This is a genomic window from Tardiphaga sp. P9-11 (assembly GCF_008329525.1).
Classification (GTDB): Bacteria; Pseudomonadota; Alphaproteobacteria; order Rhizobiales; family Xanthobacteraceae; genus Tardiphaga.
In genome coordinates, this window is the sequence record NZ_NPKQ01000011.1 from 55,617 (window position 1) to 71,743 (window position 16,127).

17 protein-coding genes are annotated in these 16,127 nt (G+C 62.6%); 9 read left to right on the forward strand and 8 right to left on the reverse strand.

Annotated features, from left to right (window positions below; genetic code table 11):
- The first annotated feature begins 37 nt into the window (after window positions 1–37).
- Entirely contained in the window at window positions 38–1,195 is a 1,158-nt protein-coding gene (locus CIW50_RS25425; RefSeq protein ID WP_246664460.1) for an alpha/beta hydrolase, read from the forward strand.
- A gap of 184 nt (window positions 1,196–1,379) precedes the next feature.
- Complete coding sequence (locus CIW50_RS25430; protein ID WP_149533952.1) at window positions 1,380–2,180, forward strand: phytanoyl-CoA dioxygenase family protein; 801 nt, start codon at window positions 1,380–1,382, stop codon at window positions 2,178–2,180.
- Window positions 2,181–2,223: 43 nt separating this feature from the next.
- On the opposite strand, the gene CIW50_RS25435 is transcribed toward CIW50_RS25430, so the two are convergent.
- Window positions 2,224–3,981: an acyl-CoA dehydrogenase family protein gene (locus CIW50_RS25435; RefSeq protein WP_149533953.1), complete on the reverse strand. Its 1,758-nt coding sequence runs from the start codon at window positions 3,979–3,981 to the stop codon at window positions 2,224–2,226.
- A 90-nt stretch (window positions 3,982–4,071) separates the two neighbouring features.
- Here CIW50_RS25435 and CIW50_RS25440 point away from each other — a divergent pair, with 90 nt between their 5' ends.
- Window positions 4,072–4,773 carry an SDR family NAD(P)-dependent oxidoreductase gene (locus CIW50_RS25440; protein ID WP_149533954.1) on the forward strand — a complete coding sequence of 234 codons (702 nt, stop codon included), beginning with the start codon at window positions 4,072–4,074 and terminating at the stop codon, window positions 4,771–4,773.
- Window positions 4,774–4,794: 21 nt separating this feature from the next.
- Window positions 4,795–5,628 (forward strand): enoyl-CoA hydratase, encoded by an 834-nt coding sequence (locus CIW50_RS25445; protein WP_149533955.1) that lies wholly within the window; start codon window positions 4,795–4,797, stop codon window positions 5,626–5,628.
- A gap of 6 nt (window positions 5,629–5,634) precedes the next feature.
- On the opposite strand, the gene CIW50_RS25450 is transcribed toward CIW50_RS25445, so the two are convergent.
- Entirely contained in the window at window positions 5,635–6,543 is a 909-nt protein-coding gene (locus CIW50_RS25450; protein ID WP_149533956.1) for a LysR family transcriptional regulator, read from the reverse strand.
- A 120-nt stretch (window positions 6,544–6,663) separates the two neighbouring features.
- Here CIW50_RS25450 and CIW50_RS25455 point away from each other — a divergent pair, with 120 nt between their 5' ends.
- A complete protein-coding gene (locus CIW50_RS25455; protein ID WP_149533957.1) occupies window positions 6,664–7,503 on the forward strand; it encodes an oxidoreductase in 840 nt (279 codons plus the stop codon).
- Between the two features lie 110 nt (window positions 7,504–7,613).
- On the opposite strand, the gene CIW50_RS25460 is transcribed toward CIW50_RS25455, so the two are convergent.
- Window positions 7,614–8,225, reverse strand: coding sequence for a GNAT family N-acetyltransferase (locus CIW50_RS25460; RefSeq protein ID WP_149533958.1), 612 nt, complete (start codon window positions 8,223–8,225; stop codon window positions 7,614–7,616).
- 30 nt (window positions 8,226–8,255) lie between these two features.
- Window positions 8,256–8,459 (reverse strand): DUF1127 domain-containing protein, encoded by a 204-nt coding sequence (locus CIW50_RS25465; RefSeq protein ID WP_149533959.1) that lies wholly within the window; start codon window positions 8,457–8,459, stop codon window positions 8,256–8,258.
- A 134-nt stretch (window positions 8,460–8,593) separates the two neighbouring features.
- Here CIW50_RS25465 and CIW50_RS25470 point away from each other — a divergent pair, with 134 nt between their 5' ends.
- From CIW50_RS25470 to CIW50_RS25485, 4 genes are all read left to right on the forward strand, one after another.
- The gene (locus CIW50_RS25470) at window positions 8,594–9,493 is read left to right on the forward strand and encodes a transcriptional regulator GcvA (RefSeq protein WP_149533960.1); all 900 of its coding nucleotides are present in this window, start codon (window positions 8,594–8,596) and stop codon (window positions 9,491–9,493) included.
- 115 nt (window positions 9,494–9,608) lie between these two features.
- Complete coding sequence (locus tag CIW50_RS25475; RefSeq protein WP_149533961.1) at window positions 9,609–10,928, forward strand: MFS transporter; 1,320 nt, start codon at window positions 9,609–9,611, stop codon at window positions 10,926–10,928.
- Window positions 10,929–11,021: 93 nt separating this feature from the next.
- A complete protein-coding gene (locus CIW50_RS25480) occupies window positions 11,022–11,978 on the forward strand; it encodes an MBL fold metallo-hydrolase (protein ID WP_172980466.1) in 957 nt (318 codons plus the stop codon).
- Complete coding sequence (locus tag CIW50_RS25485) at window positions 11,975–12,463, forward strand: CinA family protein (protein ID WP_149533963.1); 489 nt, start codon at window positions 11,975–11,977, stop codon at window positions 12,461–12,463. The genes CIW50_RS25480 and CIW50_RS25485 overlap by 4 nt, the downstream gene beginning before the upstream one ends.
- 7 nt (window positions 12,464–12,470) lie before the next feature.
- Here the strand turns inward: CIW50_RS25485 and CIW50_RS25490 are convergent, their stop codons facing one another.
- The 4 genes from CIW50_RS25490 to CIW50_RS25505 are packed head-to-tail and all read right to left on the reverse strand — an operon-like array spanning window position 12,471 to window position 16,123.
- Window positions 12,471–13,454 carry an ABC transporter ATP-binding protein gene (locus CIW50_RS25490; RefSeq protein WP_149533964.1) on the reverse strand — a complete coding sequence of 328 codons (984 nt, stop codon included), beginning with the start codon at window positions 13,452–13,454 and terminating at the stop codon, window positions 12,471–12,473.
- On the reverse strand, window positions 13,451–14,866 hold the full coding sequence (locus tag CIW50_RS25495) for an amidase (RefSeq protein WP_149533965.1): 1,416 nt from the start codon (window positions 14,864–14,866) through the stop codon (window positions 13,451–13,453). Before CIW50_RS25495 ends, CIW50_RS25490 begins: the two co-directional genes overlap by 4 nt.
- Window positions 14,863–15,060, reverse strand: coding sequence for a hypothetical protein (locus tag CIW50_RS25500; RefSeq protein WP_120287058.1), 198 nt, complete (start codon window positions 15,058–15,060; stop codon window positions 14,863–14,865). The genes CIW50_RS25495 and CIW50_RS25500 overlap by 4 nt, the downstream gene beginning before the upstream one ends.
- Window position 15,061: 1 nt before the next feature.
- Window positions 15,062–16,123, reverse strand: a complete 1,062-nt coding sequence (locus CIW50_RS25505) for an ABC transporter ATP-binding protein (protein WP_149533966.1) — start codon at window positions 16,121–16,123, stop codon at window positions 15,062–15,064.
- Between the last annotated feature and the right edge of the window lie 4 nt (window positions 16,124–16,127).

Here is a 16,127-nt window from a genome sequence, read left to right on the forward strand (position 1 = left end):
CATCCACGCTGCCGCGCAAGTGCAGCATGGAGGCGACGTGACACCCATTGAGTCCCACATTCTGCCGGCCGGAATTCGCTCGCGCTTCGTCGAGGACATCAACGGCTTGCGCGTCCATGTGTTGGAGGCCGGCTTCGAAACCAAAGGCCGGCCTTGCATCCTGCTGGTGCACGGCTTTCCCGAACTGGCCTTCAGCTGGCGCAAGGTGATGCCGCAGCTCGCCGCTGCGGGCTATCATGTGATCGCGCCGGATCAGCGCGGTTATGGCCGCACCACCGGATGGAGCGCCGACTATGATGGCGATCTGCGTCCCTTCAACCTGCTCAACCTCGTGCGCGATGCGGTCGGACTGGTCGCCGCCTTTGGCTATCGCCATGTCGATGCGGTGGTCGGACACGACTACGGCAGCTCGGTCGCAGCCTGGTGTGCGCTGGTACGACCGGATGTCTTCCGATCCGTTGCGCTGATGAGCGCGCCCTTCGGCGGTCCTCCGCCGCTGCCGTTCGGCACCGCCGACCAGCCGGCACCACCCAAAGCCGAAGACCCCGTCCATCAGGACCTCGCCGCATTGCCGCGGCCACGCATTCACTATCAATGGTATTATGCCACACGCGACGCCAACGCCCACATGCAGCATGCGCCACAAGGCGTGCATGATTTCCTGCGCGCCTATTATCATCACAAGAGCGCGGACTGGCCCGGCAACACGCCCACTCCATTGCAGGGCTGGACGGCAAGCGAACTCGCGAAACTCCCGACCTATTATGTGATGGACCGTGACCAGACCATGGCCGAGACCGTCGCTGCAGAAATGCCGACGCCCGAACAGATCGCCGCGTGCACGTGGCTGCCGGACAATGAGCTGGCCTTCTATGCCGGCGAATATGCCCGCACCGGGTTCCAGGGTGGATTGCAATGGTATCGTTGCAATACGACCGGCGCGTTCAGTGCAGATTACGAGACATTTGCCGGGCGCACCATCGACGTACCCTCTACATTCATCTCCGGCAAACAGGACTGGGGCATCTATCAACGCCCGGGCGCCATCGAGGCGATGCAGACCAGCGCCTGCACCGACATGCGCGCGGTTCACCTCATCGACGGCGCAGGCCATTGGGTACAGCAGGAACAGCCGGATGAGGTCAGCCGCTTGCTGCTCGCATTCCTGAAAAATGCACATGCCCAATCGGATTGACCGACGTAGATGGCCGTATTAAATTTCCGCGTATGAAGATGATGATCATCACGGCGTTCTTCCAAATCTGACCGGGCCTTCGGCCCCGCGGATTTGAACGCCATGCGCTCAAACCGAATTACATGATGCGCGCCTGCACAGCGGGAACGCATCCGGTTTGCCTGATCATTGAAAGTCTTCTCATATGCCTGACAACAATATCTCCACGCGCGCCCTCAGCGAGGCGCAGCTGACGCAGTTCGTCCATGACGGTTTCGTCAGGATCGATCGCGCTTTCCCGCGCGACCTCGCAGAGGCCGGCCGCCTTATCCTGTGGCGTGACACCGGTTGCGATCCGAGTGACAGCAGCACATGGACGGAACCGGTGATCCGGCTCGGCGATTATTCACAGCTGCCCTTCGCAGCAGCAGCGAATACGCCGGTGCTGCATCGCGCCTTCGATGAGCTGGTCGGAATTGGCCGCTGGCTGCCACGTGGCAGTCTTGGCACCTTCCCGGTACGGTTCCCCTCGCCTGAGAATCCCAACGATGCCGGCTGGCACATCGATGTGTCATTCGGTCACGAGAACCCGGACTTCATGTCGTGGCGCGCCAACATCGTCTCAAAGGGACGCGCGCTGCTGATGCTGTTCCTGTTCTCGGATGTCGGCACAGACGATGCACCGACGCGAATTCGCGCAGGATCGCATCTGGATATCGCACGGCAACTTGCTCCGCACGGCAATGCAGGCCTGTCGCTCGGCGAACTTGCCGCCGACGGCTTTGCCGGTAGCGCGCATCTGCCAGAATTGCTCGCATTGGGAGAGGCTGGCACGGTCTATCTATGCCACCCGTTCTTGGTCCATGCAGCGCAGCCACATCGCGGCACGGCGCCGCGCTTCATGGCACAGCCACCGCTATTGCCACGCGGCGATCTCTTGCTTCACCGCGATGACAAAGCGTATTCGCCGGTCGAGCAAGCGATCAGGCTGGCACTTGCCGACTAGGAAAAATGGCTTCGGCGGCACGCGCCGCTGAAGCCAACATCAATTATGCCAGAACCAGCCGCGTCGTCTCATCCATGCTCACATCGCGGTCGCCCAGCAAATGCGCGACTATCTGCTTCTGGGCCTCGGTTTCCACCAGCGCAAACGGATCGGGCGCCATCAGGCGATGATCGATGACGAGGCGCGACAGCAGCAGGCGCCGCGCATCGCCGCGTCGTGTATGGATGCGATGTGCTTCCCAGGTTAGCGCGATGGCGCTGGCTGCATGATATAGCGAACTGGTCGCGCGGCGGGCATCGCCTTCGTTGTCCGAGCGCGCCGCCACCTCGCGCGCGAAACCGATGGCCTTGTCCGCGAGACCACGCAGTCGATCGCGCCAGGCCTGCGGCACGCTGGGTGAATCATCGAGCCGCGCATGAAGATCCGCGGCAAGCGCGGCTTCCGCGCCGTGCCGCCCAACCGCGCGCGTCAGCGCGTCCAGCGCGACGATATTGCCGGTGCCTTCCCAGATCGACCCGAGATGCGCATCGCGCAGCAGCCGTGCGGTAGCGAATTCCTCGATGTAGCCGACACCGCCGCGCATCTCCATCGCGTCACCGCAGACCTTGCGCGCATCGCGGGTGGCGCGGAATTTCAGCGTCGGCGTCAGGATACGCAGTAATGCTGCAGCGTCCTGGCTGTCGGCCTCGGCACGGTCCAACGCATCCGCGGTGAGGAAACTCATCGACAGCGCTTGCTCGGTCGCCAGCATGATCTTCATCAATTGCCGCCGGGCCAGTGGCATGTCGATGATGCGTTGACCGAACACGACGCGGCCGCGCGCCACCGCCATGGCATCGTGATAGGCGCGGCGCATCAGCGAGGTCGACTTCACGCCATTCGAGAGACGCGACGAGTTCACCATCTCGGCCATCTGCACGAAACCGTGATCGAGCTTGCCTACTGAATAAGCGATGGCGCCTTCGAGCTTGATCTCGCCTGAAGCCATCGAACGCGTGCCTAATTTGTCCTTCAGACGCACGATCCGGTAGTGGTTGGGCGTACCATCATCGAGCGTGCGCGGCATCAGAAACAGGCCGACGCCCTTGGTGCCGCCGACCGCGCCTTCCGGCCGCGCGAGCAACATCACCATCTTCGCATCGGCATTGGAGCAGAACCACTTCTCGCCATACAACCGCCAGTGATCGCCTTCCTGCACGGCACGAGTGGTCAGCTTGCCGACGTCCGAGCCACCTTCTTTCTCCGTCATGAACTGGCCGCCCTGCGTCAGCTTGCTCATGTCGGTCTGCGTCAGCCCGTCGAGATATTTTACCTTCAGTGCGTCATCGCCATAGTTCGACAGCAACTTCGCCGCCCCATCGGTGACGTTGATCGGGCAGCCCATGCCGAATTCGGCTTGATTGAACAAAAACGTAAACGCGTGCTTGGCTGTAACCGGATAAGTCGAGGGCCAGCCCATGATGCCCTTGCGATGCGACATCGCGTGAATGCCGAATTCGCCGAAGGCCGCATTCTCCAGTTCGCGATAGGCTGGATGATATTCGACCCACTGTACATCCTGGCCGAACTTGTCCCGCTGATGCAGCACGGGGCCATGCTTGTCGGCCATTCGTCCGGCTTCATCGAGGGGACCTCCGACGAGCCCACCCAGCCGATCGAGATGCGGTTCGATATGGTTGAACAGGTCCTCAGGCAGATGAATGCGGAGCAGATCAGCCAGCGCCGGATCGGCGCGATAGAAATTCATGCCGGAGGTATCGGGCGCGATCAGATTGGCGGCAATCGGGGCATGGGCGTTCATGACGGCCTCTTGTGTTTGGCAGTTGCGTTTCCATCTTCATCATGCGCCCGCTCAGTCCGCGAATAAAGCGCCCAGCCGGAGATTTGATCCATGGAAATTCCGCACTACGAAACCGCTTTGATCGTCGGCGTCGGTGAGGGCATCAGCGCATCGCTGGCGAGGCTTTTATCCAAGCAAGGTATCCGCGTCGCACTCGCAGCGCGCAATCCCGGCAAGCTGGATGCGCTGTGCCAGGAAACCGGCGCCAAGGCCTTTGCCTGCGATGCGACCCAGGCCGACGACGTCGCCAAACTCTTTAAGGATGTCGAACGCGATCTCGGTGCGCCCGACATCGTGGTCTACAACGCCAGCCAGCGCGCGCGCGGCGCTTTCGTCGAACTCGCGCCCGCCGACGTTGCGCAAGCAATTGCCGTCAGCGCCTTCGGCGGATTTCTGGTCGCGCAACAGGCGTTGCAGCGCATGTTGCCGAACAAGCACGGCGCCATCCTGTTCACTGGCGCCTCGGCGAGCATCAAGGGCTTCGCGCAATCGGCCCCCTTCGCCATGGGCAAGTTCGCGCTACGCGGTATGGCGCAATCGCTGGCCCGCGAATTCGCACCGCAAGGTATTCACATCGCCCACTTTGTCATCGATGGCGGTATTCGCAGCTCCGTGCGCGTCGAGCCCGCCGACAGACCTGACTCAATGCTCGATCCCGATGCTATCGCCGCAAACTACTGGAACGTGCTACAGCAGCCCCGCAGCGCCTGGAGTTCGGAGCTGGAAATCCGGCCATGGGTCGAGAAATTCTGACGCGAAAGCGGGGCGAGGCGTATGAGTAAAGTCGTAGAGGTCATCGACACCGGCACCAGCGAACTGTTGTGTGAAATCCGCGAGCGTGTTGCCGTGATCACGCTGAACCGGCCGGAAGCGCGCAATTCGCTTTCCGATCATCTGACGCCCGCATTGCGCACGATGATCCGCACCTGCGGCGAAAACCCCGATGTCGGCGCGTTGCTGATTACCGGCGCGGGCACGGCCTTCTGCTCCGGCGGAGACGTCAAGGGCATGGGCGCCAATCGCAAACAGGCCGTGCTGGAGATGTCGTTCGACGAGCGCGTCGCAGATCTGCAGGAGCGTCAGCGCCTGCTGACCGGCGCTTTGGTCGCCGTGCGCAAGCCGACCATTGCCGCGCTGCCCGGCCCCGCTGCCGGCGCTGGTCTTGCCATCGCCATGGCCTGCGATATCCGCATCGCCGCCCAATCGGCTTTCGTCTCGACTGGCTATCTGCGCGTCGGTCTCAGCGGCGATTACGGCATCGCCTGGCTGCTGACGCGCCTCGTCGGCACGGCCCGTGCGCGCGAGCTGATGTTCACCGCCGAAAAAGTCGAGGCCAACCGCGCCGAAGCCATCGGGCTGTTCAACCGCGTGGTGCCCGACGACAGGCTGCAGGACGAGGCTTTCATACTGGCACGCGGCATGGCGCAAGGGCCGACGCTGGCGCTGCGCTATATGAAGGACAATCTCGACGAAGCACTCGCCTTCGATTTCGCGACAGCGCGGGACCATGAGGCGGAGCGCCTGATCCGCACCACCATGACGGCGGATCATCGCGAAGCAGTGCAGGCCTTCATCGAGAAGCGCAAGCCGAACTTCACGGGCAACTGAAGCGGATCAGGCCTTCGGCTTCACAGGATTTGGAGCCTTGGCAAAATCGACAAAGACCCGCAATGCCGCCGGCAGTTGTCGGCGGCTCGGATAATACATGAAGAAGCCGGGATAGGCCGGGCACCAGTCAGCGAGGACTCGAACAAGCTTTCGCTTGGCAATCAATTCGTCGACCTGCCCTTCGAATACGTAAGCCAGCCCGGCTCCGTCCAGCGCGGCGTCCACCATCAGGTCCTGATCGTTCAGGGTGAGCGCACCCGCGACGTCGATCTCGACCTCGATGCCGCCGCGCTCGAATTCCCAACGATAGAGCGCACCGCCCCAGAATCGATAGCGGATACATGGCAGGTCTTTCAGCTCGTACGGCGTCTGCGGCGGCTTGTGCAGCTTGAAGAAGCCGGGTGACGCAACGACGGCCGATCGTTGCCGTGGACCGATCGGTACCGCGATCATGTCCGCTGCAACGGTTTCACCGAAACGGATGCCTGCATCGAAGCCGGCAGAGACCATGTCGACAAGACCGTCATTCACGGCAATCTCGACATTGATCTCCGGATAGACTTTCAGGAATCGTGTGACGATCGGCAGCAGCACGAGTTGTGCGGATTGCCGGGCAGTATTGAAGCGCAACGTCCCCGCCGGCTTGCCACGAAAATGATTGAGATCTTCCAGCGCGTCATCGATGTCCTGAAACGCCGGACTGACCCGCGCGAACAGCCGCTCGCCCGCCTCCGTCAGCGCGACGCTGCGGGTGGTGCGATTGACCAGACGGACATCAAGACGCTCCTCAATGCCGCGCAAGGCGTGGCTCAGCGCGGAGGCAGACACGCCAAGCTCAACGGCGGCATTGCGAAAGCTGCGATGGCGGGCAATCGCGAGAAAGGTGGCGAGGTCGGCCGGGCCGATCAGGCTCATTGTTGAATCCAGCTCATGAACACATGGAATAAATAGAGGATTATTTCAGTTCTAGCGAGCCGCTAGTTTCCTCCCATCAGCCCGGCACTGACGCGGGGCCATTACCAAAGGGAGACCACCATGCGTGTCTGGTTCATTACAGGAGCATCCCGCGGTTTCGGCGCCCTCATTGCGGCGGAGGCCTTGGCCCAGGGCGATGCCGTCGCTGCAACGGCCCGCGACCCCAAAGCCGTCACCGCACGTCTCGGCACCCATGAGCGCCTGCTGGCGACGCGGCTCGATGTCACCAGCGAGACCGAGGCCCATGAGGCCGCAGGTCAGGCCGTGAAGAAATTCGGCCGCATCGATGTGCTGATCAACAATGCCGGCTATGGCCTGCTCGGCGCGATCGAGGAAGCCAGTGCCAAGGAAGTCGAACGCCTCTATGCCACCAACGTATTCGGCCTGCTCGGCGTTACCCGCGCGGTACTGCCGCATATGCGCCGGCAGGGCTCGGGTCACGTCATGAACATTTCATCCGTCGGCGGATATGCGGGCTTTCCGGGCTGGGGCGTCTATGGCTCGACCAAGTTCGCGGTCGAAGGCATCAGTGAAGCGCTGGCCGCCGAAGTCGCGCCGCTCGGCATCCATGTGACGGTGGTCGAGCCCGGCTTCTTCCGCACCGACTTTCTGGACGACAATTCTCTGGTACGCACGACACTGGAGATCGGCGACTATCACGCCACCGTCGGCGAGACTCGCGGCCATGCCGCCGACGCCAATCATGCGCAGCCCGGCGATCCCAGCAAGCTGGCAAAGGCCTTCATGCAGCTCGCGGCTGCCAAGACCCCTCCGACCCGTCTGCCGCTCGGCAGCGACACGGTTGCGCGGATTGAGAGCAAGCACGCTTTTGTCGAAAAGGAACTGGCTGCATGGCGCGACGTGGCCAGATCGACAGACTTCGTGACACCGAGCGCCTGAACGCCTGACTTCAAGACACGACGTTGCGACGAAGCAATCCAGAGCTAGAGAGGGAATTGGATCGCTTCGTCGCGTCGCTCCTTGCCAGAACGTGGCGACTATTGCCGTGCTCAGGCAAGTATCGGCTGCAGAGGCTGCGCTGCGAGGCGCCAGACCGCACAGGGATTTCCCGCTGGCACCGCATCGATCTGCTTTTCAAATCGCACTTGCTTCCAGTCGCCCGGCGTCGGCGCGAATATGAAGCCGGCCTTGCGGGCCAGTGCGAGCATTGCCTCGTTGGAGCGCAATGTATCACCGTAGAGATGTTCGGCGCCCAGCGCCGCAGCACGACATTCCAGGTTGGACAGGAGCGCCGCGCCGATGCCCTGCCCTTGCATGGAATCGGCAACGGACAGGCCCAGTTCGAAACGGGATGTCACTTCATCGAGCGCGTAGCGTGCTTCGCCGACAATGGCCTCCGAGCCATTGCTCCAAATTGTCGCGATGACCGAGAAGCTGTCGGCCTCGCCGATATGGATGAACTTGTCGAGCTGCCCCGCCGGCAATTCGCTGGCGGCGCCCATCAGGCGGTTGTAGCGCGACCGCACCGACAGGCCACGAAAATAGGCCTGCAGCGCGTCCGCATCGTGAAGTTCTACAAACCGAACCGTCACCGCAGCACCGCTGCGTGACAACACCACATCGGAATACTGACCGAGGTCATCGAGGTTGAGATGTTGCATGACAGTCACTCCTTGACGATCGGATCGCCCTTACGCGCGCCAGAAAGGCTTGCTGGCCTCGGCCATCACGTCGCCCACTGACAGGCCGGCGTCATGGATGTCGCGCTCGCTCCAATGCGCGAGTTCGCCGCGCTGATGAGCTCGTTCCCGCCACGTATGAACGGTTTCCACGACCGTCGCGACGACGCCAGAGGCATGATGATTTGTCATCGATTCATGGGTGCAAGTAGACATTTTGCTCTCCTGAAGCTAAATTTATACAGCCAATATTTGCTTCATTCTCCAATCGCACAAACGACATTGTGCACCGCATCACATGAGAGAAATTCATGTATAACTGAGAGCTGGATAACCAAGGGAGAGCATCAATGAGCGCCCGATTGCCGTCACTCAACGGGCTCCGCGCTTTCGAGGCTGCGGCGCGGCTTCTGAGCTTCACCAATGCGGCGAACGAGCTGAGCGTCACGCAGACGGCGATCAGCCATCAGATCAAGCGGCTGGAAGAAGAACTCGGCCTCAAACTGTTCATTCGGCAGAACCGCGCTTTGGCGCTGACGCCGCAGGGCCGCGACTATCTGCCGGGCGTGCGGGCAGCGTTCAACGACCTGCGTCTCGCGACCGACCGGCTAAAGCGCCGGGACAACGATCATGTGCTGACGGTGAGCACGCTGGCCTCAATGGCCTCGAAATGGCTCCTGCCACGCATCTCAGCATTCCAGAAAGCCCATCCCGATATCGATGTCCGCATCACCACATCGACGAGCATGGTCGATTTCAAGAGCGGCGATGTCGATGCCGCGATCCGCTACGGCCGCGGCCAATGGCCGGGCCTGCGCGCCGATTGGCTGACGGCAGACGATCTGTTTCCGGTCTGCAGCCCGGCGCTGCTCACCGGCAAGAAGGCCCTGCTGAAGCCGCAGGATCTCGCAAGCTATACGCTACTACATTCGAGCGGTGGCTATGACGATGACTGGCGGCTCTGGCTCACCGCGGCAGGATTGCCGACCGATATTTCAAAGCAACCGGGCCTGACCTTCGACATGATTTTCATGACGTTGCAGGCGGCGATCGACGGCCTCGGCGTCGCCATCGGCCGCACCACCTATGTGGAGGGCGATCTTGCCAAGGGCCGGCTGGTGGTGCCCTTCGACATGCGCATGCCCGCCGATGCCGGCTTCTACCTGGTGTCCCCCGAAGCCTCGTCGGATTCGCGGAAACTGAAGGCTTTTCGCGACTGGCTGCTCTCCCAGGCTCCCCCAAGAGGTTGATCCGCCTACGCGTTTTGGGTTGGACGGTCGCGCTTGATGTGGCAGATTGTCGCATAACGGCAGCCCAACTGCCCGGCCGCGCGCTTCGCCGGTCGTCCGTGACCGGGAGAGAACGATGACGGCATCCAACACGACACTTGCCCAGCCTGCCGAGCTCAAGTCGCGTCTCGGCGCCATCCTGCGCTCGACGTCGGGCAATTTCCTCGAACAGTTCGATTTCTTCCTGTTCGGCTTCTACGCCACCGCGATCTCCAAGGCATTCTTCCCGCCCGGTAACGACACCAACGCGCTGCTGCTGACCTTCACCACCTTCTGGCTCGGCGCCTTGATGCGCCCGCTCGGCGCGATCTTCCTCGGCGCCTATATCGATCGCATCGGCCGTCGCAAGGGCCTGATCGTGACGCTGGCGATCATGGCGCTCGGCACCGTCTTCATCGCGGTGTGCCCAACCTATGCCTCGATCGGCATCGCCGCGCCGATCATCGTGCTGATCGGCCGGTTGCTGCAGGGCTTCTCTGCCGGTGTCGAGCTCGGCGGCGTCTCGGTCTATCTGTTTGAAATTTCGACGCCCGGCAATCGCGGCTTCTACACGTCGTTCCAGTCGGCGAGCCAGCAGGTCGCTATCTTCGTCGCTGCGCTGCTCGGCTTCTTCCTGAGCGAGGTCATGCCCGCCGATCAGGTCGCGGCTTGGGGCTGGCGCATTCCGTTCTTTGTCGGCTGCCTGATCGTGCCGTTCATCTTTGTGCTGCGCCGCTCACTGGAAGAGACCCCGGCATTCCTGGCCATGAAGAAGCATCCGACGGCGTCGGAGATCTTCGCGTCGGCTGCGGTGAACTGGAAGATCATCGTGCTCGGCATGTTCCTCGCCGCGATGACCACCGTGACCTTCTACTTCGTCACCGTGTACACGCCGACCTTCGGCAAGAACGTGCTGAAGCTCTCGACGCAGGACAGCCTGCTGGTGACGCTCGCGGTGGCCGTCACCAACTTCATCTGGAATCCGGTCGGCGGAGCACTGTCCGATCGCATCGGGCGCAGGCCCGTATTGTTGGCGATCTCGGGCCTCGCGCTTGTGACGGCCTATCCCGCTTTGCTCTGGCTCACCGCGAATCCGACATTCGGCAAGATGCTCGCCGTGGAAATGTTGTTCTCGTTTTACTTCGGCATGTACAGCGGAACGATGCTGGGCGCTCTGGTCGAGATCGTTCCGGCGCATGTGCGCACGACCTGCTTCTCGCTGGCCTTCGCCCTCGCCGCGGCTTTGTTCGGCACCTTCACGCCGCTCGCCTCGACATGGCTGATCGAACACACCGCGGACCGCGCCTCCCCCGGCTTCTGGCTGATGTTCGCGGCAGCGAGCGGCTTCCTGGCAACGCTGGCGATCTATCGTGGCGGCGGCCAGACCGTGGAAGCGCCCAAGCCTGTTCCCGCCTAGGCTGCAGCATCGACATCAAGGCATCACGTGTTCGCGAGCAGATTGCCATCCGAAACATGCTAGAAGTCTGGCCTGTTTCGGATGGAGCTTGCGATGAATCGGACGACACTGGCCGCGGTTATCACTCTTCTCACGCTGACGCCTGCGCTCGCGCAGCAGGCATCTCCGCCGTCGGCACCGCCGCCGCCCGACTTCTCCAAGGTCGAGATCAAGACCACAGACCTCGGCGACGGCGTCTACATGCTCGAAGGCCAGGGCGGCAACATGACGCTGGCGACGGCCAAGTCGGGCGCCATTCTCGTTGACAGTCAGTTTGCGCCGCTGCACGACAAGATCAAGGCGGCCATCACTGCGGTGACGCCGCAGCCGGTGAAGTATCTGGTCAACACGCATTTCCACGGCGACCACACCGGCGGCAATGAAGCCTTCGCCAACGAGGGCACGACGATCGTCGCTCACATCAAGGTCCGGACAAAGCTGAAAAAAGGCTCCGCCAATTTCCTGACCGGCGCGCAGAACCCGCCGGCACCGAAAGCCGCCAGGCCGGTGACGACCTATACCAATCAGCTCAAGCTCAGTCTGCGCGGTCGCATCGCCGAACTGCGCCACCCCGATAACGCCCATACCGACGGCGACACCTATGTCTACTTCAAGAGCGCCAATGTCATTGCAACCGGCGACACATTCACCAATGGACGCTATCCTAATATCGACACCCTCAACGGCGGCAACATCAAGGGCATGATCGCCGCGACCGATGCCTATCTGAAGCTGGCCAACGACAGTACCAAGATCGTTCCAGGTCATGGCCCTCTGGCGAACAAGGCTGCGCTGGTCGGGTACCGCGCCATGCTGGTGACAGCCCGCGATCGCATGACCACGCTGATCAAGGAGGGCAAGACCGAGGACGACGTCCTGGCGGCCAAGCCCTTCGCCGATCTCGATGCGAAGTGGGCGCCGAACGAGACGGCCAGCAAGAACTTCATTCGCGCGGTTTATACGTCGCTGGCGAAAAAGCCTTGGATCAAACCGTGGGGCAAGAAATCATGAGAGATCTCGTCCTCCTCGCCGAGAAGATCGCCATCGAGCTGATCGCGCGCAAGCAGACCATCGGCGTCGCAGAATCCTCCACCGGCGGATTGATCTCCGCCGCACTGCTGGCCGTGCCTGGCGCCTCCGCCTATTTCATCGGCGGTGGTGTGATCTATACGCGCGATGCGCGGCGCGTGTTGATGGATATTTCCGATGACGCGTTTCGGATACCGGGCATGCGCTCGTCTTCAGAGCCCTACGCACAACTGCTAGCAACGCAGATCCGCACCCGCCTCGGCTGCGACTGGGGACTGTCGGAGACCGGAGCCACCGGCCCCTCCGGCAATCGCTATGGCGACGCCGCCGGCCATAGCTGCATGGCCGTCGCCGGCCCTCGGAACGAGGTCATGACGCTGGAGACCGGCAGTAATGACCGGTCTGGCAACATGCACAGTTTCGCGCAGACGGCATTGACGTTTCTGCTGAAGAATTTGGCGGGGTAGGAAGGCGTCAGGCCGGCACTGCCGCTGCCGCCTGCTCCGCCAGAATACACCGCACTACGCGATTGTCCGCGAGTTCGACATTCGGCGGCGGCGCTTCGACACAGCGCGGCTGGGCGAATTTACAGCGTGGCGCGAAGGAGCAGTTCACCGGCGGCTTGTCCAGCGACGGTGGCGTGCCCGGAATGGTCTCCAGCCGCGCGCCGCGCTTGGCGCCATGCACCGTGGAGGCCAGCAGCCCCTGCGGATAGGGATGCACGGCCGAGCGCACGATCTGGCTCAGCGTGCCCTGTTCGACGATCTGGCCGGCATACATCACCGCGACACGGTCGCAGATCTCGATGGCCACGCCGATATCATGCGTCACGAAGATGATCGACATGCCGAATTCGCGCTGCAGCTCGCGCAGCAACAGCAGTATCTGGATCTGCACGGTGGCATCGAGCGCGGTGGTCGGCTCGTCCGCGAGCAGGATCTTCGGCTTGCAGGCCAGCGCCAGCGCGATCATCGCACGCTGCCGCATGCCGCCGGACATTTCATGCGGATAGGCATCGAGGCGACGCTTCGCAGAGGGAATGCGCACGACCTCGAGCATTTCGAGCGCGCGCTTCACACCCTCGGCCTGGGTCTTGCCCTCGTGGCGCATCACGCTTTCCGCGATCTGCTGACCGATCGTATAAACGGGATCCAGCGCCAGCGCCGGTTCCTGGAAGATCATCGACACCGTCTGGCCGCGAAAGGCCGAGAGCTCGTCGTCGTCGAGCGCCAGCACGTCCTTGCCGAGCACATTCACCGTGCCGGTGATCTGCGTGCGCTTCTTCGGCAACAGCCGCATCAGCGCGCGCAAGGTGACGCTCTTGCCCGAACCGGACTCGCCGAGCAGGCCGAGCACCTCGCCCTCACCGAGCGTCAGGTTGAGATCATTCACCGCATAGACGGTGCGCTCGCCGCCGAACCGGACGTTGAGATTGCGAACGTCGACAAGATTGCTCATGCCAACTCCGGGCACTGTTTGTGGAAGTCGGTCGCGCGCTGGAAGGCCGCGCCAATGGTCAGCAACGTCGTTTCATCGAACGGCCGACCGATCAGCTGCATGCCCACCGGCAGCTTGGACTTGGTGAAGCCGGCCGGAATCGAGAGACCGGGCAGACCGAGATAGTTGATCGGGCGCGTGAAGCGCGTCAACCGCTGGATCATTGCTTCGGCACCCGAGCTATTGCCGACATCGGTCTCCGCAATGGTCGGCGCCGCGCCGGGCGAAACCGGTGCGAGGACGGCATCAGTGCCGGTCACGGCGGCCAGATAGGCCGCAAGCGCCGGGCCGCGCCAGCGCAGCGCCTCGATATAGGACACGCCGGTGATCGCGAGGCCGTTTTGCAAACGCATCAGCACCTGCGCGCCGTAATCCTGTGGACGCTCGATCATCCAGCGCTTGTGCATTGCTGCGGCTTCCGTCGCGAGCACGAACTGACAGGCCGCCGTGAGCTGGCCCTGATTGGGCAAATCGACCTCAACGATCTTGACGCCATCGTCTTTCAGCGTCGCGATGGTGTTCTGCAGAATGGCAGCAGTATCGATGTCCAGATCATCGACATAGAACGCTTTGGGAATGCCGACGGTCATGCCTTTGGCGGACGCGCGTGTCGCCACCATGTAGTCCGGCACAGGGAGCGTGCTACAGGTCGGATCGAGCGGATCGGCACCGGCCATCAGACCCGTCAGCAGCGCGCAATCCTCGACGGTACGCGCCAGCGGGCCGACCGTATCCAGCGATTGCGACAGCGGCATCGCCCCGGCGCGACTCACCAGACCGACGGTCGTCTTCAAACCGGAGACGCCGCAGAAATGCGCCGGCAGGCGGATCGATCCGCCGGTGTCGGAACCCAACGCCGCGAACGTGAGACGCGCCGCAACGGCAGAGCCAGAACCCGACGACGAACCGCCGGTGACGTGATCGACGTGCCAGGGATTATGCACGGCGCCGTAATGCACGTTGTGGCCGAGCGGGCCGTAGGCGAACTCCACCATCTGCAACGAACCGAGCCGCACCGTGCCGGCATCCTTCAGGCGTTGCAGTGACGTTGCCGTCGTGGTGGCAACCCAGTCGCGGCGAATATGCGAGCCGCATGTCACGACGTGTCCCTCGTCGTAATACATGTCCTTGTGCGCCAGCGGCACGCCATGCAGTGCGCCGCGGCTCTGCCCCCTGGCAAGCGCGGCGTCGGCCGCGGCCGCCGCCGCTAGCGCTGCATCGGCCTCGATCGACATATAGGCGTTGAGGCTCGGCTGAGACTTCGCAGCGCGATCGAGGCACGACTGCGTGACTTCGCGTGACGAAATCTTCTTCGTGGCGATCGCGTCAACGACTTCCGTCAGCGACAGCAATGCGGGTTCGGTAACACTCATTTGGCAGCCTTCGTATTCTGAACAGCGAGGAAGGTCGCAGGCTCGAGATCGAACGGCAGGGTGCCGGCCACGGCCGCGAATCCTTCGAAGGCCGGACCGATCGAATTGGCGATGCGCTCCGCAACCTCATCAGAGGCGGGAAGACCGCTGACCTCGGTCAGCGCCTTGATCTGCTTGGCAGTCGGTTTGGTCATCTCAATGCGCTCCTGCAGCAGGTGCTTTGCTGTGTCCCGAACCCGGGATCGCCATGTAACAGGCAGCCTGATGGCCGGTCACAGTGATTTCAGTCAATTTCGGCGTCGCCTCCCCGCACATCGCTTCGGCAAAGGGGCAGCGTGTGTGGAAACGGCAGCCGGACGGTGGATCGATCGGGTTCGGCGGATCGCCGGTGATCGGCGGCGTTTCCGTCCGCTTGTCGGGGTCGGACGACGGCATCGCGGCCAGCAACGCGCGCGTGTACGGATGCGCCGGCCCGTCCCAGACCTCGTCCACCGGACCGAGCTCGACAACCTCGCCGAGATACATCACCAGCACGCGGTCGGAGATATAGCGCACTACGTTGAGGTCGTGGCTGATGAACAGATAGGTCAGGCCAAATTCGCGCTTGAGATCGACCAGCAGGTTGAGCACCTGTGCCTCGACCGACTTGTCGAGCGCCGAGACAGCTTCGTCGAGAATGACGAGCCGCGGCGACAGCGCTAGCGCACGCGCGATGTTGACGCGCTGACGCTGGCCGCCGGAGACTTCATGCGGATAGCGATTGGCGAAAGTCTCAGGTCGCAGGCCGACCTTGCCGAGCAACTCACGCGCCAGCAGCCGCGCGGCCTTGTCGGCCATGCCGTGGACCTTTGGTCCGAACGCGATCGATTCCTCGATGGTGAGGCGCGGATTGAGCGACGCATAGCTGTCCTGAAACACCATCTGCATGCCGCGGCGCAGCTCGCGCAGCGAGAGCTCGCGTCCGACGGTACGGCCGTCATAGATGATGTCGCCGGAATTGCGCGGCATCAGATGCATCAGCAACCGCGCGGTCGTCGACTTGCCGCAACCGGACTCGCCGACGATGCCGACGGTCTCGCCCTTGGAAATCGTGAACGACACATCATCCACGGCGCGCACGGTCTTGCTTGGCGCGAACAGTCCGCCGCGCACCGGAAAATGCTTGGTCAGGCTGACCACCTGCAACAGCGGCTGTGCAATACCGCCAATGTCTTCCAGCGGCTCCAGCTTGTCGATTTCTTCTACGGTATCACTCATGCCA